This window comes from Vibrio sp. JPW-9-11-11 (assembly GCF_013369335.1).
GTDB lineage: Bacteria > Pseudomonadota > Gammaproteobacteria > Enterobacterales > Vibrionaceae > Vibrio.
In genome coordinates this window covers 111,018-134,301 of record NZ_SZQJ01000005.1, presented here as the reverse complement: position 1 = coordinate 134,301, position 23,284 = coordinate 111,018, and the positions used below count along the sequence as shown (strand labels likewise).

At 47.5% G+C, this 23,284-nt stretch carries 19 protein-coding genes and 1 pseudogene; 14 read left to right on the top strand and 6 right to left on the bottom strand.

The window, feature by feature from the left end; translation table 11 throughout:
- Window positions 1–81: 81 nt before the first annotated feature.
- The 4 genes from sbcB (at window position 82) to cdd (ending at window position 3,836) form a co-directional block, all read left to right on the top strand.
- Window positions 82–1,506: an exodeoxyribonuclease I gene (gene sbcB / locus FCU94_RS06505; protein ID WP_176287734.1), complete on the top strand. Its 1,425-nt coding sequence runs from the start codon at window positions 82–84 to the stop codon at window positions 1,504–1,506.
- Between the two features lie 163 nt (window positions 1,507–1,669).
- Window positions 1,670–2,035: a CidA/LrgA family protein gene (locus tag FCU94_RS06500; RefSeq protein ID WP_176287733.1), complete on the top strand. Its 366-nt coding sequence runs from the start codon at window positions 1,670–1,672 to the stop codon at window positions 2,033–2,035.
- The gene (locus FCU94_RS06495; protein ID WP_176287732.1) at window positions 2,035–2,712 is read left to right on the top strand and encodes a CidB/LrgB family autolysis modulator; all 678 of its coding nucleotides are present in this window, start codon (window positions 2,035–2,037) and stop codon (window positions 2,710–2,712) included. The genes FCU94_RS06500 and FCU94_RS06495 overlap by 1 nt, the downstream gene beginning before the upstream one ends.
- A gap of 236 nt (window positions 2,713–2,948) precedes the next feature.
- Window positions 2,949–3,836 carry a cytidine deaminase gene (gene cdd, locus FCU94_RS06490; RefSeq protein WP_176287731.1) on the top strand — a complete coding sequence of 296 codons (888 nt, stop codon included), beginning with the start codon at window positions 2,949–2,951 and terminating at the stop codon, window positions 3,834–3,836.
- A 57-nt stretch (window positions 3,837–3,893) separates the two neighbouring features.
- On the opposite strand, the gene FCU94_RS06485 is transcribed toward cdd, so the two are convergent.
- Window positions 3,894–5,099 carry an HD-GYP domain-containing protein gene (locus FCU94_RS06485; protein ID WP_176287730.1) on the bottom strand — a complete coding sequence of 402 codons (1,206 nt, stop codon included), beginning with the start codon at window positions 5,097–5,099 and terminating at the stop codon, window positions 3,894–3,896.
- A gap of 294 nt (window positions 5,100–5,393) precedes the next feature.
- Between FCU94_RS06485 and purT the strand changes: the two genes are divergently transcribed.
- Window positions 5,394–6,569: a formate-dependent phosphoribosylglycinamide formyltransferase gene (gene purT / locus FCU94_RS06480; protein WP_176287729.1), complete on the top strand. Its 1,176-nt coding sequence runs from the start codon at window positions 5,394–5,396 to the stop codon at window positions 6,567–6,569.
- Window positions 6,570–6,638: 69 nt separating this feature from the next.
- Here the strand turns inward: purT and FCU94_RS06475 are convergent, their stop codons facing one another.
- On the bottom strand, window positions 6,639–7,289 hold the full coding sequence (locus tag FCU94_RS06475; protein WP_176287728.1) for a thiopurine S-methyltransferase: 651 nt from the start codon (window positions 7,287–7,289) through the stop codon (window positions 6,639–6,641).
- A 322-nt stretch (window positions 7,290–7,611) separates the two neighbouring features.
- Between FCU94_RS06475 and FCU94_RS06470 the strand changes: the two genes are divergently transcribed.
- Entirely contained in the window at window positions 7,612–8,385 is a 774-nt protein-coding gene (locus FCU94_RS06470; protein WP_176287727.1) for a phosphoribosylglycinamide formyltransferase, read from the top strand.
- 119 nt (window positions 8,386–8,504) lie between these two features.
- Here the strand turns inward: FCU94_RS06470 and FCU94_RS06465 are convergent, their stop codons facing one another.
- The gene (locus tag FCU94_RS06465; RefSeq protein ID WP_176287726.1) at window positions 8,505–9,248 is read right to left on the bottom strand and encodes a sporulation protein; all 744 of its coding nucleotides are present in this window, start codon (window positions 9,246–9,248) and stop codon (window positions 8,505–8,507) included.
- 190 nt (window positions 9,249–9,438) lie between these two features.
- On the opposite strand from FCU94_RS06465, the gene hutC reads away from it, so the two are divergent.
- The 5 genes from hutC (at window position 9,439) to FCU94_RS06440 (ending at window position 16,131) form a co-directional block, all read left to right on the top strand.
- A complete protein-coding gene (gene hutC, locus FCU94_RS06460; RefSeq protein WP_176287725.1) occupies window positions 9,439–10,152 on the top strand; it encodes a histidine utilization repressor in 714 nt (237 codons plus the stop codon).
- Window positions 10,153–10,364: 212 nt separating this feature from the next.
- Window positions 10,365–11,528, top strand: coding sequence for an imidazolonepropionase (gene hutI / locus FCU94_RS06455; protein ID WP_441351739.1), 1,164 nt, complete (start codon window positions 10,365–10,367; stop codon window positions 11,526–11,528).
- A complete protein-coding gene (gene hutG, locus FCU94_RS06450) occupies window positions 11,521–12,519 on the top strand; it encodes a formimidoylglutamase (protein ID WP_176287723.1) in 999 nt (332 codons plus the stop codon). Before hutI ends, hutG begins: the two co-directional genes overlap by 8 nt.
- Window positions 12,520–12,601: 82 nt before the next feature.
- Window positions 12,602–14,104, top strand: a complete 1,503-nt coding sequence (gene hutH / locus FCU94_RS06445; protein ID WP_176287722.1) for a histidine ammonia-lyase — start codon at window positions 12,602–12,604, stop codon at window positions 14,102–14,104.
- 14 nt (window positions 14,105–14,118) lie between these two features.
- Window positions 14,119–16,131, top strand: coding sequence for a urocanate hydratase (locus FCU94_RS06440; RefSeq protein ID WP_176287721.1), 2,013 nt, complete (start codon window positions 14,119–14,121; stop codon window positions 16,129–16,131).
- A 68-nt stretch (window positions 16,132–16,199) separates the two neighbouring features.
- On the opposite strand, the pseudogene FCU94_RS06435 reads toward FCU94_RS06440, so the two are convergent.
- A pseudogene (locus FCU94_RS06435) lies at window positions 16,200–16,922 on the bottom strand (NAD(P)H-binding protein).
- A 39-nt stretch (window positions 16,923–16,961) separates the two neighbouring features.
- Here FCU94_RS06435 and FCU94_RS06430 point away from each other — a divergent pair.
- The gene (locus FCU94_RS06430; protein WP_369597240.1) at window positions 16,962–17,909 is read left to right on the top strand and encodes a LysR family transcriptional regulator; all 948 of its coding nucleotides are present in this window, start codon (window positions 16,962–16,964) and stop codon (window positions 17,907–17,909) included.
- Window positions 17,910–17,942: 33 nt separating this feature from the next.
- Here the strand turns inward: FCU94_RS06430 and FCU94_RS06425 are convergent, their stop codons facing one another.
- Together FCU94_RS06425 and ydiJ are read right to left on the bottom strand one after the other, a co-directional pair.
- Window positions 17,943–18,404, bottom strand: coding sequence for a methyltransferase family protein (locus tag FCU94_RS06425; protein WP_176287719.1), 462 nt, complete (start codon window positions 18,402–18,404; stop codon window positions 17,943–17,945).
- Between the two features lie 69 nt (window positions 18,405–18,473).
- Entirely contained in the window at window positions 18,474–21,506 is a 3,033-nt protein-coding gene (gene ydiJ / locus FCU94_RS06420) for a D-2-hydroxyglutarate dehydrogenase YdiJ (protein WP_176287718.1), read from the bottom strand.
- Between the two features lie 203 nt (window positions 21,507–21,709).
- Between ydiJ and FCU94_RS06415 the strand changes: the two genes are divergently transcribed.
- Both FCU94_RS06415 and FCU94_RS06410 read left to right on the top strand, forming a co-directional pair.
- The gene (locus FCU94_RS06415; RefSeq protein WP_176287717.1) at window positions 21,710–22,390 is read left to right on the top strand and encodes a DUF3334 family protein; all 681 of its coding nucleotides are present in this window, start codon (window positions 21,710–21,712) and stop codon (window positions 22,388–22,390) included.
- Window positions 22,391–22,541: 151 nt separating this feature from the next.
- On the top strand, window positions 22,542–23,225 hold the full coding sequence (locus tag FCU94_RS06410) for a DUF2786 domain-containing protein (protein WP_176287716.1): 684 nt from the start codon (window positions 22,542–22,544) through the stop codon (window positions 23,223–23,225).
- Window positions 23,226–23,284 lie beyond the last annotated feature (59 nt).

The window sequence follows — 23,284 nt, the reverse complement described above, 5'->3', positions numbered from 1 at the left end:
AGTCAGGGCTAAGCATGTTTGCCATGTGTGTGCTGCAATGGTCTAATACCGCTGTCACTCTCTACCCTGGGTATCTTCATAATGCAACAAGAGCAACAACCTACGTTTTTCTTCTTTGATTACGAAACGTGGGGAACCACTCCCGCCAAAGATCGTCCTTGTCAATTTGCTGGCGTACGCACGGATATGGACTTTAACATTATCGGCGAGCCTCTTGTGATCTATTGCCAGCCACCGAGCGACTACTTGCCCTCTCCTGAAGCCGCACTCATTACGGGTATTACTCCACAAACGGCGGAAGCGAAAGGGTTAATAGAACCTGAATTTATTGCCCAAATCCATCAGCAATTGGCGACACCCAATACCATTAGTTTGGGCTACAACAGCATCCGCTTTGATGATGAAGTGACCCGCTATACCTGTTATCGCAACTTTATTGACCCGTATGCGTGGAGTTGGCAGAACGGCAACTCACGATGGGATTTGCTCGATGTCATGCGCGCCTGTTACGCCCTGCGTCCCGAAGGGATCCACTGGCCGGAAAACGAAGAGGGCTTTATCAGCTTTAAACTTGAGCACCTCTCTGTCGCCAACGGTATCGAACACGCTAACGCGCACGACGCTATGGCCGACGTCATTGCCACGATTGAGATGGCTAAGAAAGTCAAAGCGGCGCAACCTAAATTATTCGACTATTTCTTGAGCATGCGCCATAAACGTAAGCTCAATGAACTTATCGACATTGTCAATATGACACCACTGATGCATGTATCCGGTATGCTGGGTAGAGAATGCCACTACACTAGCTGGATAGTTCCAGTGGCTTGGCATCCAACCAATCAGAATGCCGTTATCTGTGTTGATCTAGCCAAAGACCCGCAAGCCTTACTCGATCTAGACGTCGAGGCCATCACGACACGTTTATACACCAAACATTCAGAACTTGAGCCCGATGAGCTGCCAGTTCCTGTTAAGTTGGTTCATCTTAATAAATGCCCGATTCTCGCCCCCGCTAAAACACTCACGGCCGAGAATGCGGCCAAGATTGGCATAGACCGAGAGCAGTGCCTGACAAACTTGGCGACGCTACGTCAACATCCACAAGTCCGCGAAAAGCTGATCGGGGTGTTTAGCATTGAGCGCGACTATGGCTCAAACGATGACGTCGATAGCCAGCTTTATAGCGGCTTTTTCTCACCTGCCGACAAAGCAGCCATGAACATCATCCGTGAAACAGACCCTAACAATCTCGCGGCGTTAGATATTACGTTTAACGACGACCGTATCGCACCACTGCTGTTTCGCTATCGCGCGCGCAACTTCCCCTGGACGCTCGATGAGACAGAGCAACAGCGCTGGGCCAATCACTGCCGAGATTACTTCGAAAGTCGTATTGAAGACTATATGCTAAATTTGGAAAACTTAGTTCACGAACATGAGAGTGACGCTGGAAAGATGGCTATTTTAAAATCCGTCTACCAATATGTGCAAAAGCGAGTATCCTAAACTGTCTTAAGTCCTGCACCCTACATGGTATCCACCCTGCCACAGACCAATAACGATTCGGCAGTTGGACAGTGAATAACACACAAGCCTCGCTGATCAACCGAGGCTTTAGCTCTCCGTGAATTAGATACGCAGAGAGTGATACGTTGGACAACAATAGATTATGTTAAAAACCGTGCTTCAGTACATCGTATCGATGGCGCTGATTCTGTTGTGCCTTATCGCTGGCATCAATATTCAACAATTACTTAGTACCTCTATCCCCGGTAGCATTATCGGCATGCTGATTTTATTTAGCTTGATGGCCAGTGGATTAGTACATTCTGATTGGATCCGCCCTAGCGCCTCACTATTTATCCGTTACATGGTGTTGCTATTCGTACCGATCAGTGTGGGCTTAATGGAGCATTTTGACATGCTAATGGCCAATGCTTGGCCTATCCTCGCGAGCGCGGTGGGCGGCACCTTGATTGTGCTTGTTCTACTTGGTTTACTGCTTGATCGCATGCTGAAAGGAGGGCAAGACTGATGTGGATGCTCGTCACTATCGCCGTGTTTTTTGCGGCTCGCTGGCTGTGTCAGCAATTTAAAAGCCCGTTCATGAACCCTCTGTTGATAAGCTTAGCGGTGCTGATCCCGTTATTAAGCTACCTCAAAGTCCCTTTTGAGACCTATTACGCCGACAATGAGTGGATCAACTATTTGCTCCAACCTGCTGTTGTTGCGTTGGCTTATCCCCTTTATGAGCAGCTGCCTCAGATCCGCGCCAACTGGCGAATCATCATGCTCGCCTGTGGTGTCGGCAGTGTGATGTCGATGCTAAGTGCCAGTTTGATTGCCGTCTACATGCAAGCTGATCTCACTTTGATCGCCAGCTTACTTGGTAAATCGGTTACAACGCCAATCGCGATGGAAGTGTCAAGTCATTTAGGTGGAGAGCCTGCCATTGCCGCAATTTTGGTGCTAATAGTCGGTCTGTTTGGTGCGATTATGGCGTACCCAATCTACAATCTACTCAACATCACTCACCCTATTGCCAAGGGATTAACCATGGGAACCGTGTCTCACGCGCTCGGTACAGCCACTTGTGCAGAAAAAAACGCACAAGATGCAGCGTTTAGCTCGCTGGCGTTGGTCGTGTGTGGCGTGATCACCTCTATGCTAGCGCCCTCTTTCTTTGCACTCGCGTTGTGGCTTGCGGCTTAATGTACTCTCAATCCGCGGGTCTTTCTCGATGGTGAGCGTGAATCGATGTAGTGCAATCGTTATCATGTGTGAGCTCACTCTAATTATGTAACAGAAATAACAGTTACAATTATTATTGTGATAAAGATCGCTTCTTTAATTTCCTCTTTACATAAAATGAAATACCAGTATCGGAGTTTAAAGCGGACATAAACTATTAAACTCAAGATATAAACATATTGATTGAAGGATTCACTATGAGAAGCCGAATTGAGCAGGCGCTATCCGATGTGCCGAAAAACGTCGCTGATTTTTTATCGCCTATCGTTCTCGCTGACGATTTTGACGCGACCCTATCTTCGCAGCAATTCGAGCAGTTACTCGCGATTTCAGGACTGCAAGACGATGAGCTTCGCGTGGCGTTGCTACCCTTTGCTGCCGCGTACTCCTACGCCCCACTCTCCAACTTCTATGTGGGAGCGATTGTACGCGGGTTATCAGGTCGACTGTACTTCGGCGCGAATGTCGAGTTTACCGGCGTTCAACTAGGCCAGACAGTTCACGCAGAGCAATCAGCCATCAGTCACGCTTGGATGAAAGGTGAGCAAGGCGTCGCAGATATCACCATTAACTTTAGCCCTTGCGGTCACTGTCGACAGTTTATGAATGAGCTCTCAACTGCAGACAAACTCGAAATTCAGTTACCACAGCGTGACAGTAAACAACTGCAAGAGTATCTGCCTGAATCATTTGGTCCAGCGGATCTTGGTATCAAGTCTGGCCTTATGGTGCACGTTGACCATGGCAAACACAGTGACGACCAAGACGAGCTGGTTCAATCGGCCATTGCCGCACTTAACCGCAGTCACGCGCCCTACACCCATAACCTAAGTGGCGTCGCGCTAAAAATGACGAATGGTAAAGTGTATCAAGGTGCGTACGCGGAAAACGCCGCCTTCAACCCAAGTTTGCCGCCACTGCAAGTGGCACTTATTCAACTGTTGCTCGACCGACAACAATTAAGCGATATCGAGTCGGCGGCACTGGTTGAAGTCAGTGAAGGGACCATTAGTCACCTCGCTAACACACAAGCAACTCTCGAAGCGATTAATCCAGATATTCCAATGTCGTATCTAGAGATTTGATTCGACATAACGTAAAAAAGGCGCAGTATCTGCGCTTTTTTGTCGATATTTCTCCATTTAAGCGGCAAAAAACGGCTTGGGGTCTACCTCTAAATGACAGGGAGCGATGCCTTTACTGATACTCACCGAACCACTTTTCAAATCAACATAACCGACATCAATGTAACGTCGATATTTACGTGAATAAAAGCATTTCACTTGCGGCTTTAACGGCTCTTTGCTGTTGGATGTCCAAACGATGCCTACCTTCCCATCGCTTAGTTCGACCAAAGCACCGACCGGAAAAATACCAATACAATTGATAAATTTATACACCAACTCTTTGTCGAGATGATTCGGGGTTAAACTGAGTAGAATTTTGAACGCTTCTGCCGAGCTCATTCCTTGCTTATAACAGCGATCGGCAGTCAATGCGTCATAGATGTCCACAATACAGCTCATTCGGCCATGGATAGGCATTTGTTCTGCGGTTAAGCCATTAGGATAGCCAGTGCCATCCAACTTTTCGTGGTGCATTAAGCACACATCGCGACTCACAGCACTCAATCCGCGAATGGGTTTTATAATCTCTTTAGCGAAGACTTGATGAAGCTTCATGTGTTCGAATTCTTCTGGCGTCAAGCGAGCGGGTTTATGTAACACCTTATCATCTACTTTGGTTTTACCCACATCGTGAATGATCCCGCCTATCGCCATCTGCTTGAGTGTCTCTTTGGGTAAACCAAGATGCTTACCAAAAGTCACCAACAGAGTCGCGACATTAACCGAATGTTCAAGGAGATACTCATCTTTGTTGCGCAGCGCCGACACACACTGCATGGCGTCAGAGTCAAGCAATACCGACTCTATTAAGTCATCGGCGACAGCATCCAGTTCATCGATTTCAATCGGCTGACCATCAAAGGTTTGGCTGAGAAGTTTTTGTGCTAACCCTTTCGCCTGCTGGATAATATTGGTCGCTTTGATCTGGCGAGAATAACGACTGGTTTTGGGCTTTTTAATTGGCGTACTAGTACACTCTTTGGCCTTAGGCGTGGTCGTTGTCTGCACCGGTATAAACACCGCGCCCTTCACTGATAGGCTGGTATCCACCCACGCGTACTTTATTCCGTTTTTAATTAACTGCTCGACTGCCGAATGAGAAGGGACGCGCCCCGCATTGGCGAGATTGACGCGCTTACTGTCTTCGATCGCAGTCACAAACATGCCCACTGTGAGTGTTTCTATCGGGATCTTAATGGATTTATTTGGGTCAAACTGCATTGATGTGACGGTCTTCAACTTGTCTCTGTAATCAATTGCAATCAGTATAGCGCCAAATCTGAGCAAATACGTGATGCGCGTCGCCCCATGTCGCGCCATACTGCTGACAAGATCATAAATATGAGAACTAGATAACCTATTCCCTCTATCTATTAAGGGGCTTTAGGCATAAATCACACACATGTCCCCGGGAGACACACACGTTGGAACACCCAAAAGCAAACGTTTGCTTTTTACTGCGTAATCCGTATTATGCTCCACAGTTTTATTCCCTTCTGCTTAATAAGGTTAACTATGTTCGGGACAGCTACCGCAAAAAGTGCAACACGTGTTTTACTATTGGGTTCAGGTGAACTTGGCAAAGAAGTCGCCATAGAATGTCAGCGTCTTGGTCTAGAGGTCATTGCATGTGACCGCTATGAAAATGCCCCTGCGATGCAAGTTGCCCATCGAAGCTACACGTTAGATATGCTTGATGGTGAAGCTCTTCAAGCAATTATCGAACAAGAAAAACCGCACTACGTTGTTCCAGAAATTGAGGCGATCGCGACCGACAAATTAGTCGAACTAGAAGCTCAAGGTTTGAATGTGGTGCCGAGTGCAAAAGCAACTAAACTGACCATGAACCGGGAAGGCATCCGTCGCCTAGCAGCCGAAGAGCTAGAGCTTAACACTTCCCCTTATCGCTTCGCCGATACTTATCAGGAATTCTGCGCCGCCGTTGAAGCGGTCGGCCTGCCTTGTGTTTGTAAACCCGTTATGAGTTCATCGGGTAAAGGTCAGAGCGTCATTAAAACTGCACAAGACGTTGAACAAGCTTGGCAATATGCACAACAAGGTGGCCGAACTGGTGAAGGACGTGTGATTGTCGAAGGCTTTATCGACTTCGACTATGAAATTACCCTATTGACCGTGCGCGCCGTCGATGGTGTTTATTTCTGTGCGCCAATTGGACATCGTCAAGAAGACGGTGACTATCGAGAATCTTGGCAGCCACAAGCCATGTCCAAGGCTGCGCTCAATGCCGCACAACATGCTGCACAGAAGGTGGTCAATGCGCTCGGTGGGTATGGCATCTTTGGCGTCGAGCTGTTTGTTAAAGGCGACCAAGTGATCTTCAACGAAGTATCGCCTCGACCTCACGATACTGGCTTAGTTACCTTAATGTCGCAAGACAGTTCAGAGTTTGCTCTGCATGTACGTGCGTTCACAAGTTTACCTATCAACGCGATCACTCAATACGGCCCAAGCGCTTCTGCCGTCATTCTAGGGCAAGGCCGTTCGAACAACATCCAGTTTGAAGGCATAGGTCAGGCTCTTTCTACTCCGAATACTCAAATGCGCCTTTTTGGTAAACCGGATATCGATGGTCGCCGTCGTCTTGGCGTCGCCATCACGCGCCGAGACACAATTGAGCAAGCGATTCAAGATGCCGTTGCCAGTGCAGCAGAAGTCAAAGTCATCTATTAACTGCTGCTCATTACATATAAAAAAGGCTTGGTCATTGACCAAGCCTTTTCTGTTTTGCCGGCGAACCGTTTACACATGTTCAATCAAGTACACTTCTTCGGCAAAGCGGGTTAACCCTTTTTTCGCAATCTTAGGATGGTCAGGGCCCGCGTCGTCACGATGTAACTTGGTGACTTTATATTGTGCGTACAGCTGGCGGATCTCTTGCTCTGGAATCGAGAACGGTGGACCCGCCATCTCGCTCTGAACATAATCAAGCGAGACCAATAAAATTCGCCCACCTGGATTAAGCTTAGAGTGAATACGCTCAACATACTCCGCGCGCATTTCTGCGGGCAACGCGACCATGGAAGCCCTGTCATACACGATATCAACGGGCTTAATCGGTGCGGTGAGAAAATCACCGGTGTAAATAGAGAGTTCATCAAACTGAAATAACTCATGCTGACCGTTTATCGGCATAACCATCGGAGTATAGAAATGCTCAGCGAAGAAAGCCCGTACTGCTATGTTACTCAGCTCAACCCCTTGAACATCACCATGCTTACTCGCTAGCCAAACTAAGTCTTCCGACTTCCCACATAAAGGCACCAACACCTTATCTTCATAACGAGGTTGGGTGTGAGGCCAATATTCGATAAGGAGTGGATTGACGTCTTCTAAGTGAAAACCAATCTGGTTGGATGCCCATTTGCCGTGCCAAAACTCTGGATCTTTCATCGCTCTTCTCTGATAACTGACTGAATGCGCCATAGCCTAGCTGAAAGTGAGTTAAGTTGGTATCCCCATGCAAATCGGCTATTCAGATTAGGTTCATTTTCATAAGTTATAGTCAATGTCACTGAAACCAAGGAACCTAAACTCGCCTCGCGACTCTAATCAGTGAAAACCAAACGAGAGACGGTTCAAAGTTTTCAACAATTTACCCTCATTGGGATTGGGAAATAATACTTTGCCCCCACCTAATGATTAGAGATGTGTAGCGCCAGTGGTCACTTTTTAAGACACCTTTTAGCCCAGCCTAAACATCTAAGGAGAGTGCATGAGTTTGTTCTTGCGTACCACGGCGTTAATGCTTTTGATGCTCAGCCGAGCACCTGCGTTTGCCGCAATACCCACTCCACCCGCGAACGAGGAGAATCGCTCCACCAATCAAAACCAAGTTTGTTCCAAGGCATTCAAACACAACTTAAGCGGATTGTATGGCATTCAATCAATGGACTCTATGCCTATGCAACCCTACACTGACTTCGATATTCTTTACAGTAAAGCGCATCAAGCCCAAGCCGAGCTTGAGACTCTTTGTACCAGCGCAGCGCTGCTCACTTCCACTGATTCCTACTTTGCAGGTGTCAAATCTTCCCAACGAGCTAAAGAAAAGATTGCTCTTGAACTAGACGGTCGGGTTGAACGTATCACCGATCTTGCCCGCGCAACCATCGTTGCCAACGATATTGAAAGTTTAATGTCGGTCTACGAAGTACTCAACCGCGAAACCACGGTGGTAAAAGTAAAAAACCGCTTCAAAAAGCCTGCCGCATCTGGCTATCGCGACTTAAACCTGTTGGTGAAGTTGCCTAAAACCGGTCTGATCGCTGAGGTACAACTTCACCTCCAAGCCATCGCCAATGTCAAAAGCGGCCCTGAACACGACATTTACGAACGCGTACAAAAAATCGAGCGTCAAGCGGCAGTTGAGCAGCGATCACTTAACGAGTTCGAGATGGCGCAAATTCGCGCTATGCGTCTAGAGTCAAAGTCTCTCTATCAACAAGCTTGGCAGCCGTATATCACTACCCACCTAAGCGCCGCCTAAGCTCGGGCTATTTGTTCTCGAAGCCCGAGTATTGACGCTGAGAGGTTTAAACGTATCCCCGATCAACGCCGATAACCGTCGTGTTATCGGCGATAATTTCTGCCCAAACTCATCTAGTGCTACACCGACAAAATACGATGCACTGCTGCAGCGATTTCACCGTCTGACGCATCGCGAGAAAGTGAGAACGATAAGTACTGATCGCCACGCATGCTCAATGAACGGTCAACCTCTGCCAAACAGTGCACGGTAGGACCATCGAGGATAAAAGAGAGTTCGATTTCCTTGGAGTTGATAAAACCTTTGTTACGAAACTCGATCTCTTGGTAGCAACCGGATTTGGAAGAAAAGCTTCCTCCACGTAAATAACCTTTCTCGACATCGGCTTTGACCATCGCAAAACCCGCACTCTCTATTTCACTTAACACTTTAGCGACAACAGGAAGCGGTTTAACTTCTATCAGATCTCGGTCTTTAGGATCAATCGCGAAATCAATATCGAGTGTGGTTTCAAGCCAGACATGAGACTGGTTTTTAAGCGCGTTGAGCGCTGTGACTGGTGTTTCCGCATCGAGATGAAACTCAAATGGCACTTGCTTGTGTTCATTGGGGCCAATGACAAAAGGTTGAACAGCTTGCAGTTTACCCAAGATGAAATCTTGATAGCTGGTACTGTCTTCACTCTCGACTTTAACTTCGGTACACAATTTGAGATTAATCGCATCAACCTGTTGCTCTACATCGCCACCTTGGATGTGTACCACGCCCTTGAGCGTTTCTCCTTGAAAGACCGACAAACTGTCCAATACCGTATCGACCTGAGCAGCACCGATTCCTAATGAGGCTTTTAGCTTTGCAAACATACTTTTTCCTTATTTTATTTTTGGTTGATGTTCTAACGTGAGCCACCGAGAAAAGGCAAGTGGTTTGTTATAGATTGAGACAAATCTCCACCCGAGTGGCGAAAAACCTCGCAATTTCAGCTATAGCAGTTGCAATCGGCTGGGAAATGTATAACCATTTGTATAGTCAATTAATAGACAAATGCTAAATATGAGTGCTTCTCCCCTTTATCTACAGATAAAACGCTACATTGCCGATCAAATCGACAGTGGTCGCTGGCCCGTGGGTCATCGTATTACCACCGAATTAGAGTTAACTGAGCAATTTAATGTCAGCCGAATGACGGTCAACAAAGCCATACGCGACCTCGTATCTGAAGGGCGCTTACTGCGTAGGCCACGCCTCGGTACCTTCGTTTGCGCCCCTGATGACAAAGCGGAATCACCACTATTGGATATTCGCAATATTGCCAGCGAAGTGGCGCAACGTGGCAAAACCTACAGCAGTCAGGTGGTCAAACAAGTTGCCCTCAGTGCCGATGATACCGTGGCTATGAAATTAGGCGTCATGTTGGGCAGCCAAGTTTTTTATAGTGAAATCATCCACTTTGAAGACAACTCTCCCATTCAACTTGAGATGCGCTGGGTCAATGCCAGCTATGCCCCCAACTATTTACAGCAAGACTTCTCTGACATTACCCCCAACCAGTACCTTTCAGAAAACTGTCCGTTAAGCGCAATTGAGCATACGGTAGAGGCAATTGTCGCTAGTGATGCTGTGCGCAGCGCGCTGCGCTTAGCCGTCAACGAACCTTGCTTGCTACTCAACCGTCGCACTTGGAGTGAAGACAAACTGGTCAGTACCGCGCTGCTCTATCACCCGGGCACTCGCTATAAACTAAGCTCCAAGGTTCTGCTCGACTAAACCGGTCAAATTCGCTCATAAACCAACGGTGGCAGTTCGAACATGCCCCGCTGGTTTATTCAGCCGAACAATCGTTTCATCGATCACATTTTCGCAACATCAATCTTGTACAAATCGTTTACTTGAACCCATAATTGTATATACATTTAGTGATAGGTAAGGTTATGAGTTCAATTTGCGATCAAGTTTTGACCAACGCTAGAGTGGTCACTATGCAGTCAGGCAGCGCTGGCTATAGCGTTTCAGATCCCTGTACCATTGGGATTCGTCAAGGCGTTATCGCAGAGCTTACCTGTGCTGAGATTGAGGGTCGGCAACATTTTGATTGCCAAGGCAAGCTCGTCACTCCGGGATTTATCGACTGCCATACTCACCTCATTTTTGCGGGCAGCCGCGCCGACGAGTTCGAGCAACGATTAAATGGCGTCCCTTACCAAGAGATCGCCAAACAAGGCGGCGGCATTCTTTCTACGGTTCGTGCCACTCGCGACGCCAGCGAAGAGCAGCTAACAGAGCTCGCCTTACCGAGACTTGATGGATTGCTCCGAACTGGCGTCACATCGGTCGAGGTCAAATCCGGTTACGGGCTCACCTTAGATGATGAAGTTAAAATGTTGCGCGCGGCGAAAGCGCTCGAAGCGCACCGAAAAATCCGTGTCACTACCACACTGCTTGCCGCCCATGCGCTGCCTCCTGAATTTACCGGGCGCGCGGACGATTATATCAACTACATTTGCGCCGAAATCATCCCTCTCGTGGCCGAAGAAAACTTAGCCACCAGTGTGGATGTTTTTTGTGAGTCGATTGGTTTTAATCTTGCGCAAACAGAGCGTGTGTTCCAATCAGCCAAGCAGCATGGCTTGCAAATCAAAGGTCACACCGAGCAACTATCTAACTTGGGTGGCAGCGCGCTGACGGCTCGCTATGCTGGTTTGTCTGCAGACCACGTCGAATACCTAGACTCGGTGGGCGTACAAGCGTTGGCACACGCAGACACGGTGGCGACTTTGCTTCCAGGTGCATTTTACTTCTTGAAAGAGACACAACGCCCGCCGATAGAGCTGCTACGACAAAACAAAGTGCCGATGGCGATTGCAACCGATCTCAACCCTGGTACCTCACCTTTCGCTGATTTGACTATGATGATGAATATGGCTTGTACGCTTTTTGGTCTCACACCAGAAGAGTCGCTGCGCGGTGTCACCTGTCATGCCGCGCAAGCCCTAGGCTATGGCAGTTCGCGAGGCCAAGTACAAGTGGGATTTGATGCTGATCTCGCGATTTGGGATGTGGCGCATCCGGCCGAGTTTAGCTATTTTCAAGGCGCCCCAAGACTTGCGGCGCGCTTAGTTGCAGGAGAGTTCGACCATGTCTAATTCACCGATTACCAATCAAGACTTTCATTGGCAAGGTCGCCACGACGCCGAGGACGGTGCGCTTGGCAAACGCGTCCACCATGTGGTGAGAAAGATGCAGGTAGACGAGCTCCAGCCGCACAATGACGCTGTCAGCTTACTGGGATTTTGCAGTGATGCAGGGGTCGCCCGCAACAAAGGTCGTATCGGCGCAAAACGCGCGCCAGATTTGATTCGTCGTGCTCTGGCTAACATGGCATGGCACAACACAAGCCATTTGATTGACCTTGGCAATGTCATATGTGATGACGACTTACTCGAACAGAGCCAAACGCAGTGCGCTAACGTTATCGCAACCGCACTACGCTCTACGCCAGTGATCACTCTTGGTGGCGGCCACGAGGTCGCTTGGGCCTCTTTTTTGGGGCTCGCTCAATACTTTGAGTATCTTAACCCTGTCAACCCGCCTAAAATCGGGATCATCAACTTTGACGCCCACTTTGATTTGCGGGCCTTTGAAAGCCATCACGCCGACGTCAAACCCAGCTCTGGCACTCCGTTCAACCAAATTCAACACTACTGTGCAAAACGAGACTGGCCATTTCATTATGCTTGCTTAGGCGTGAGTCGTGCGAGTAACACTGAGGCGCTGTTCAAACGCGCTGATGAGCTGGGAGTTTGGTACGTGGAAGATCACGAGTTAAACCACCACAACCACATTTATCACCTGACTCAGCTACAGCATTTTATCGATAACTGTGACTACATCTATCTCACCATAGATTTAGATGTGTTCCCGGCGGCCACTGCGCCTGGCGTCAGCGCCCCTGCCGCTCGAGGGGTCAGTATCGAAATGCTCGCTCCGTTTTTACAACGCATTCTACATTACAAACAAAAGCTAGTGATTGCTGATATCGCCGAATACAACCCCACTTACGATGTCGACAGCCAAACGGCTCGTCTCGCCGCCAGGTTGTGTTGGGATATCGCCAACGCTTTCTCACAAGAATAACAAAGCAGACATAGTGGCTAACTAGGTGCAAAACCGCGCCCTAGCCCTTTGTTTGGTATCATAACCTAGTTAGGAGAACAAAATGACGTTTAGATACGGTATTGATCGTTTAGATCTGGATATTGTAAACGGCATCGCGAATGGACATATCGAAGCAAAACTGTGCCCTGAAGCCTTAACGAAAATAAATGTCAGCCGCGCCAATGTCGATAAGATAGCCAGTTCTGGTAAAGCGGTCTATGGCATTAATACCGGTTTTGGGCCGCTGTGCGATACGCAAATATCACCCGAAGAAACGCATTTATTGCAAAAAAATCTGCTTATTACTCATGCAGTTGGTGTCGGTAATCCAATCGACAAAGCGATTTCGAAGTTAATGCTCATTACCAAAGTTCATGCGCTTAGCCAAGGCTTTTCAGGTATACGCTTGGAAGTGGTAGAGCGAATGCTTGCTTTCCTCGAATTGGACCTCATCCCAGTGGTACCGGAACAGGGCTCTGTGGGCGCTTCAGGCGATTTAGCCCCTCTATCACACCTGTTTTTACCACTGATTGGCGAAGGTGAATTCTGGCAGGATGACCAAACTGTGCCAGCCAAAACGTTACTTGCCGCCCATGGATTAGAGCCATTGGAGCTACATGCAAAAGAAGGCTTGGCCTTAATTAATGGGACTCAGTTTATTCTTTCCCATGCCATTACTGCACTAACCAAAATGCGTTACCTGCTAGATCTTGCCGATGTCGCTGGCGCAATGAGTATCGAAGGTATGCAAGGTAGTGAGTCACCGTTCCGCGACGAATTACATCAAACACGCGCTTTTGTTGGCAACTTAGAAGTCGCCGCGCGCATGAGAAGATTGCTCAAAGACTCTCAAAATATGGCGTCTCATAATAACTGTGGTCGTGTGCAAGACCCGTATTCACTGCGTTGTATTCCCCAAGTTCACGGTGCTTCTCGTAATGCTTACTACCACTTAAAAGAGCTGGTTGAAATCGAGATGAACTCAGTGACCGATAACCCGATTGTTATCAGTAGTGAAGAGGCGATTTCTGGCGGTAGCTTCCATGGCCAGCCATTAGCTATGGTTCTCGATTATGCGGCGATCGCAGCTGCCGAACTTGGCAATATCGCCGACCGTCGTTGTTACCTTCTATTGGAAGGGTTGCATGGCTTGCCACGCTTACTGACTGTGGCAGGTGGCCTCAATTCAGGCATGATGATCCCACAATATGCGACAGCCGCATTAGTCACAGAAAATAAATCACTCTGCTTCCCACCCTCGGCGGATAGCGTACCGACCTCAATGGGCCAAGAAGATCATGTTTCAATGGGCAGCATTTCAGGTCGAAAACTCAATCAAATCCTAGGCAATTTGGACAAGATTTTTGCCATTGAGCTTATGTATGCCGCACAAGCACTGGAGTTTAGAAGACCTAACCGTTGCTCAGATCTTATTGAGCAAAACTTCGAATTGATCCGCTCGAAAGTCGCCAAACTCGAAGAAGATAGGTTACTAAAACCGGATATCGACGCAATGGTGGAATTAGTGAAATCCCAAGCTTTCACTGTAAGTTTTGACGCTTAATTTTGGAGTAAATGATGACTGTTGAACTTAGCTTTCAAGAACAAATTAAACAGGGCATTCCTGAGCAACTGCCACCGGCAAAACCTTATCCAGTGAATGTTAACCGTGCGCCGAAGCGTAAAGATATTCTCAGTAAAGAAGAGAAGCAACTCGCCATTCGTAATGCGCTAAGATACTTTCCAAAAGCCTGGCATCAAGAACTTGCGCATGAATTTGCGCAAGAGCTCAATGACTTTGGCCGCATATACATGTATCGCTTTAAGCCAAATTACTTAATGAAAGCACGCGCAATCACCGACTATCCGGCAAAGTGTCAGCAAGCTGCTGCCATTATGTTGATGATCGACAACAACCTTGATCCAGCCGTTGCCCAACACCCTGAAGAGTTGATCACTTATGGTGGCAATGGCGCGGTTTTTCAAAACTGGGCACAATACCTGTTAGCCATGAAATACCTCAGTGAGATGGAGAGCGATCAAACCTTGCATCTCTACTCAGGCCATCCAATGGGGCTTTTCCCTTCTTCGCCAGAAGCCCCTCGCGTTGTGGTCACCAATGGCATGATGATCCCGAACTACTCTAAGCCAGACGATTGGGAAAAATTCAATGCGTTAGGCGTGACTCAATATGGGCAAATGACTGCGGGTTCATTTATGTACATTGGTCCTCAAGGGATTGTTCATGGCACAACCATCACAGTGATGAACGCTTTCCGTAAGGTATTAAAAGCGGGCGAACAGGCTAAGGGAAAAATCTTCTTGACCGCTGGTTTAGGGGGCATGAGTGGCGCCCAGCCCAAAGCAGGTAACATTGCTAATTGTATTACCGTTTGTGCCGAAGTGAACCCAAATGCCGCGACTAAGCGTCATCAGCAAGGCTGGGTTGATGAACTGATTGACAATATGCCGGAGCTGATTGAGCGTGTGAAAGTTGCACAAGCCAATGAAGAGGTCGTCTCTATTGCCTATATCGGTAATGTGGTTGATGTTTGGGAGTCGTTCCTCGAAGAAGATATCTTTGTTCATTTGGGCTCAGACCAAACGTCACTACACAACCCTTGGTCAGGCGGCTACTACCCTGTTGATATCAGCTACGAAGAGTCTAATCGTTTGATTCGAGAAGAGCCGGAAGTATTCAAAGAAAAAGTCCAAGCGACATTAAGACGCCATGGCGCTGCCGTCAACAAGCACACTGAGAAGGGAACGTACTTCTTTGACTATGGCAATGCCTTCCTATTAGAAGCCTCTCGCGCAGGCGCTGATGTCATGGCAGAAAATGGCATTGATTTTAAATACCCTTCATACGTGCAGGATATTTTGGGGCCTATGTGCTTTGACTATGGATTTGGTCCATTCCGTTGGGTTTGTACTTCCGGTAAAACGGAAGATCTCGACAGAACCGATGAAATCGCCGCGCAAGTATTAAGCGATATTATGCAAAGCTCCCCTACTGAGATCCAGCAACAGATGCAAGACAACATTACTTGGATCAATGACGCTAAAGCCAATAAGTTAGTGGTAGGCTCTCAAGCAAGAATACTGTATGCCGATGCGCAAGGTAGAATGGAAATCGCCAAAGCCTTTAATGACGCCATTAATCGTGGCGAAATTGGCCCTGTTGTCCTAGGACGCGATCACCATGACGTCAGCGGTACAGATTCTCCATTTAGAGAAACATCAAATATCTATGACGGTAGCCGTTTTACTGCTGACATGGCCATTCACAATGTGATCGGCGATAGCTTCCGTGGTGCTACTTGGGTATCTATCCATAATGGTGGTGGCGTAGGCTGGGGTGAAGTCATCAATGGTGGCTTCGGTATGCTGCTTGATGGTAGCAGTGATGCTGAGCGCAAACTTAAATCCATGCTTCTATTTGATGTGAACAACGGCATCGCTAGACGTAGCTGGGCTCGCAATGAAGAGGCCAACTTTGCCATTAAGCGAGAGATGGAAAGAACACCTAAGCTAAAAGTCACCCTAGCGAATCTCGTTGACGATCAAATTATGGATGACTTGGCTATCTAGCATTAATGCTTATCTAAAAACTTGAAACATCAAACACTTAAAAAGGCATCCGTGGATGCCTTTTTCATTTATTGGCTGTTGTACAGCACAGGCATTTCATTCTTCCATTTTGCCCATAACTCAGGCGAAGAAATGAGCTCGACCATAAAAGTCGCGACATTTATCCGACTCGTCTTCTTCGACGCAAAAATCGGATCGCAGATTGGTGAAAGATAGACCGAAAACGGGCTCTTCATTACTTGGTCATTCAAACTGTCAGGCCTAACGGCAACCCACTCCAAGGACTCAGTTGAACTAGCCATTTCATATTGTAAGTAACGGGCAGCCTCTTCATTATCAACATGCGGAGGGACTGTCTTCCTAATCAGGGCAATAACCATTTTGTGCATCCATGAAACTTGTTCTTCTCTCAACAAATTTTGACATCCAGAGCTACTCATCAAAACGAGTTTAACTGGCTGCAACGGCTTTAGTATATCAACCGCTTGGCATAGACTCTTTATCGTCTCTGCGACCAAACGCCTCGGCTTTCCATAGATACCTTTCAAGGTCAAATTGTGACCGAGACAGACGATCATTGAATCACAGCCTTAGATATACGAAATCCACTGCTGCTCAGATAAATCAGTTATGTTGGCCACAACCTTGTCTACCCGATGGTTATCGATAAGCTCAGGATCTAATCTGTCTAGCGAACGTACGATTACTCGCACCGAACAACCTCTTGAAACCAACTCTTTCGCAACCAATTTTCCTGTAGCACCGGTCGCACCCAATAGTAGAACAGCCATATAAACACCTTGAGAAACAATTTGGCTAATACTATAACCATGCGTATAGTCGATAGTAATTACCCAAAAGTGCATATAGGTATACAAAATCGTATGAATTGGAACTCTATTTCGTTCGACTGGAACCGAACCAGAGCATTTTTGGCGACAGCAGAGCTAGGAAGCTTGTCCGCAGCTGCAAGGTCTTTGAGCGTGAGTCAACCTACACTTAGCCGACAAGTTGCCTCTTTGGAGCAAGAGCTTGGTGTTTCACTCTTCGAACGCTCAGGTCACAAACTAAAACTCACCGCTAATGGCATTGAGCTGCTTAGTATTGCAAGAGAAATGGGAGATGTTGCACATAGGTTTTCTATGGTCGCAAGCGGTCAATCAGAAGCTTTAGAAGGTACTGTGGTCATTTCGGTATGTCAGCTCGACGCCATGTACCGGCTGCCTGCACTGCTGAGTAAATTAAGGCGAGAAGAGCCTAACATCACCATAGAGTTAAAAGTCACTAATGAAGTGAGCGACCTAAGGCGAAGAGACGCCGACATCGCCATTCGTAATGTTCAACCGACTCAACCAAGCCTTGTCGCCAAAAAGTTAGGCAATGAACAGATCTATTTGTATGGTACTAAGCAATACCTTAAACCTTTTGCCAATGCAAAATCCATTGAAGACATCCAAGATATTCAAATTATAGGATTTGGTAACAATGGTGCAATCATCGAGCAATTTGCAAAACAAGGTTGGAGACTGTCAGAGAAAAACTTCAGAATTTCCACGGAATTTCAGCCCACACAACTCGAGTTATGCAAGCAGCATTTAGGCCTAATCTATTTACCCGAAGACATTGCAATCCAAGAGCCACGACTGATACGAGCACTAGAGGCAATCATTCCTAAGCTTGATGTGCCCATATGGCTAGTGTGCCACCAAGAATTGAGAACGAACTTACGCACTCGTCGGGTATTCGACTTTTTAGCAGCAGAACTTCTCAATCAATGATTTAAAAGTGTGGAATAGCTTCGCTACTTTCAATTATATCCAACGCCTTACTCGCTGTTTGTAATCTTTGTACTCAGCGCCGAACAAAGATTCGAGCGCACGCTCTTCTGGCAGAATTTGGAAACGGTTCATATAAAGAACAAAGCCGAAGCTAAACGCGACCGACAATAGATTCTGTTGCCAATAAGCAAAGCCAAAAATGAGCAAAAACAAACCCAAATACATTGGGTTGCGCGAGTAAGCGAAGATACCGCTATCGACCACCGCTGAGGCCAAGTCGACTTTCACCGGATGGACGGTCGTTTTAGCGCGGCGAAATTCATAAATGCCCGCAAGACCAACCACGCCTGAAACCACAAAACAGACCAGAAACACGATATTTTTGAAAGGCAAATCGTAACGTAAGGACAAGAACTCGTGGCTTATTTGGTTGATCGCGACAATAAACACAACGAACAGCGCCACTGGTGGGATTTTTGTTTCGAGCATTTGCATAACGAATCCTATTCACAAGCTACATGAGTAAAAAATAGCTCAACGGATCCCGTTGAGCTATCGATGCGACTAAATGATGGATAACAAGGCTTGCAGCGGATGTTTTGTTTTCACTTGCTCAAAACGCTTCACCTGACTTCGGCACGAATAGCCAGTGATCAAACAGCGCTCACTCGGAAGCTGTTCCAATTTCGGTTTCCAGCTTAATCCATAAATATCTTGCGACATTTGCAATTTATCCACTTCGTGGCCGAACGTTCCCGCCATGCCACAACATCCTACCGGTACAGTCTGTAAGCTCGCACCAAAGTGGGCAAAAATCGCCCCCCACTCTTTCTCAGCGTTTGGCAGTTTGGTTTTCTCTGTGCAGTGCGCAAACAAATACCAAGGCTGCTCATGGCTTTGCTCAACTTGAACAAACTCGGCCAATCGCGGCTCCAACCATTCATGAACGGTGAGAACCTCAAAGTCACCACGCTTGTCACCTAACACTTCTTGATACTCATCGCGGTAACAAAGCACCAGTGCAGGGTCGACCCCAACCAAGGGAATATTGATATCAGCGACCTGCTGTAGAAACGCAGCGGTGTTAGCAGCATTAGCAGCAAACTGCTTGAGAAAACCCTTAATATGCTGCGCTTTGCCATTGGGCTTAAATGGCAGTAATACCGGTGTTTTGCCCAGTTTTGTCACCAGTTGAGCAAAGTCGGCCACGACCTCTGCATCGTAGTAACTGGTAAACGGGTCTTGGACAATCACCACATGATTATCTTTATCTTGTTGCGACAATGCCGCGAGTTTTTGTAAATCGAAACGCGGTAAGTCTGCTAGACGGTCACCCAAGGTAGGAATCGACAGCAGTGGCGCATCCACATACCCAATCGTTTTGGCGGTTAAGTCTTGCACCCATTGCTGCTTTAACGCCCCATTAACCAGCTTCGGTGCTTTGGCCATCAATGGCAGCATGGTTTCGATGTTAGCAACCAGATAATCTTTCGCCGGACGCTGATAGCGAGAGTAGTAAATATTGAGGAAGCGAGAACGAAAACTCGGCACATCAACCTTAATCGGACACTGGCTAGCACACGCTTTACACGCCAAACAGCCATTCATCGCCTCATACACTTCGTGCGAAAAGTCATACTCGTGGCGTTTATTAACAGTATTACGCACGCGATCGATCATCATTTTTATCGACGCATTCTTCTCGAGAGTTTGCTTTTCAAGGTCTAGGATGTCGATGCCTTGCTCAGTCAACTGACGCAACCATTCGCGAACCAACCCTGCACGTCCTTTTGGTGAATGACGACGGTCAGCGGTGACTTTCATCGAGGGACACATCGGCGATGCCGTGTCATAGTTGAAACACAAACCGTTGCCGTTACACTCCATCGCTTGTTTAAAACTGTCACGTACTTCAACATCAATTTGTCGGTCGTAGTAGCCACGTTTGGTGTCTGTGACTTTAACCAACTCCTCACTACTCTCAAGCGGCGTACAGATTTTCCCCGGATTCATTTTGTTGTGCGGGTCAAACGCGGCTTTAACGCGGCGAAGCTCGGTGAATAGCTCATCACCAAAAAACTCTGGGCCGTATTCCGAGCGAAACCCTTTGCCATGTTCGCCCCACATCAAGCCGCCATATTTCGCCACCAGCTTGACCACCTCATCGGAAACTTCGTGCATCAGCGACTCTTGCATAGGGTCACACAAGTCTAGGGCCGGCCGCACGTGCAAGACGCCGGCATCAACGTGACCAAACATGCCGTAGTTGAGCGATTTGGCGTCTAGCAGCTCTCTAAACTCTGCGATAAAGTCCGCCAGATTCTCCGGCGGCACACAGGTATCTTCAGCAAACGCGACCGGTTTCGCTCGCCCTTTCGCCGCCCCTAGCAGTCCGACTGCTTTTTTGCGCATGTTGTAGATACGGCCGATGCTGGCTAAATCATCACACACTTGATAGCCGATAATACCGGCTTTATCGTCTTGCATCATGCTATCAAGACGCTGACACAGGGAGCTCACTTGCTGCGCGACCTCTTGTTGATCTTGGCCAGCAAATTCCACCATATTGATCCCTTGCATCTCTTTGCCTGGGACATCTGTGAGTAAGTCGCTTACCGAGTGCCACACAATGTCTTGTTTGGCGAGGTTGAGTACCTTAGAGTCGACGGTTTCCACCGACAGTGCGTTGGCTTCAACCATAAAAGGCGCGTTGCGCAGCGCTGAGTCAAAACTGTTGTACTTAATATTGACCAAAGTACGAGCGTTAGGAATTGGGGTGAGATTAAGCTTGGCTTCAGTGATAAACGCCAGTGAACCCTCGGCACCACAAAGCACTCGAGTTAAATCGAAGCGGTCGTTGTCTGTATCGAGTGCGTTTTTAAGGTCATAGCCAGTTAAAAATCGGTTTAGTGGCGGGAATTTCGCTTCTATCTGACGGCGTTTGTCTCGACAGACTTGCTCGGTAGTATGCAACGCCTGATGGGCCAGCTCGCCTTCGTTTGGCAAACCACGAGATAGATCAGACTCGAGTACCGAACCATCGGCAAACACCGCTTGCAACGACAACACATGGTCAGACGTCTTGCCGTATTTGAGCGAGCCTTGTCCCGAGGCATCGGTGTTGATCATTCCACCTAGCGTCGCGCGGTTACTGGTTGATAAGTCGGGAGAAAAAAAGTAACCATAAGGGCGTATCGCATCATTGAGTTTATCTTTCACGACACCAGTTTGAACCCGCACCCAACCTTCATCGGCGTTGATCTCAAGCACTTTGTTCATATGACGCGACAAATCGACCACAATCCCTTTTGTCAGCGATTGGCCATTGGTTCCGGTGCCGCCGCCACGTGGAGAAAAAGTAACTCGTTCATATTCAGATTGAGTGGCGAGTTTGCCGATCATCGCCACGTCTTGGGTCGTTCTGGGGTGAACCACCGCTTGCGGCAATTGCTGGTAAACACTGTTGTCAGTAGCGACCGCTAAACGGCTTGAGTATTGGCTCTCGATATCACCGCTAAATCCGGCATTTTTGAGCGCTTCGAGAAAGGTGAGAACGATCGGATCGACATCCGATTGTGAATGTAATCTTGGTAACATTTGCTTCCTGCCCCCTACGACGCCGATCCTATCAGCACTGGGTTCGTCTGGTTTTTAACTATTTTTTGAATTAGGTCACTTTACAACATTTAAAAGGGTGATCAAAACAGAAATGCAGTGTCAGAATGGTAAAAATCGCATTTTTTTCCCACACTTATATTTAGCCTTTCTAATTTGTAAGTGTCTCTATGAGCGAATCATCAATGAAAAGAAACAAAGTCGTTACTACTGAAGATATCCTATTGAAATTGTGCCAGTCCGTTTCTGGGGTTCTTACTTCCGCCACCAGTTCGAATGTCACCTATTCAGCTATGGTGCAAAAGATCACTAAAACCAGCTTAAAGCCTGACTTTGGTTGCTTTGTCTTGTTCGACGGAGGATTCTCAGGTTTAGTGGTTATCAACTTCACCTCAAAAGCAGCCCTTGAGGTATACACTAACTATATGCGCAACATGGGCATGCCAGAAGACGAACTGGCGGTGCTGCATACCTCAGATGAGGTCGCCGACGTTCTCGGGGAACTCATGAACCAACTCGTCGGCCACTTTACCAATCAAGTGCGCAAAGAGCTGCAAACCCATATCACGCAAAATCAACCTAAAATGTTGTCTCTCAACAAACAGGTTAATCTGTCGGTCGATACCAACCTTGACCGCCCACAAGCTCGCCGTGTCACTTTCTCAACCGAAAAAGGCAATATCTTCTACCTTGAGTTAGCGATGGATAAAACCGAGTTCATTCAACTTGAAGAGTTCGAAGTCGCAGAGGACGAGTGTCCAGATGACATTCTTGAGCAAGCTCAGCAGCAAATGAAACAGAAAACATCACCAAAATCAGCAGCCAAAGACAACTCTGACGACCTACTTGACGAATTAGGCATCTAAAACGAGGCGTTCTTAGCGTGTCGACAAAGGCTAACTCCCCTGGGGTTAGCCTTTATTATTTTTATGCCCACGCCCAGATCAGATTTCCGTTTTCGTGTTGAAAACGGTAAAATGGCCGACTTTGTCAATTTAGTGAGATTTGATGCGGTCGATGGATAAACAAAAAGCCCTCAAGAAAATTGCGAAATGTCTCGAGCTCGGCAACTCCGCCAACGTCAACGAAGCGGCCAACGCGATTAAGATGGCGCATCGCTTGATGCTCAAATACGGACTCGATAAAGATGACATTGAGTTCATCAAAATGGGAAAGACTCAATCAACTCACTTGTTGCCTGCCGATGTTAGCTCTAATCTGCTGCGTATTATTCGTGGCATCAATACTAAGTTTGGAGTCGAAGCCGTCCTGCTCAATCACAAAGGACTAAAACGAGTCGAGTTTATTGGTGAGGCTGACCGCGCCATCTTTGCCGCTTTCGCATTTGACATTGTGTATCGTGAGATGAACGAGCAAACTGGCCGCTTTCGAAACAGCTTCGCCGGCACGGGCACACCGTCTGCTGAAGTCACTCGACGCGTCAACTCTTTTCTCTCAGGCTGGGTTGAAGGCGCATTGGAAAAGCTGCCTATTATCAGTCCAGACGAAGAGTCCGCAAAGAAAATCGACGATTACATCGACAAAGAGTTTCAAAATATCGATCGCGAAACCTTCAAGCAGCAACTGCGTGAAGCGATGAAAAACCTCACAGAAGATTATGAAGTCGGGCTAAAAAAAGGTCGCACGGTTTCGGTCAACCGCCCAATTGACGGCGCACAGGCACCCAAAATGCTGCGATAGAACAAAACTCGTTCAGCCATCGTTAATATTCAGTCAATTAATCTTTTCATCAATTGACA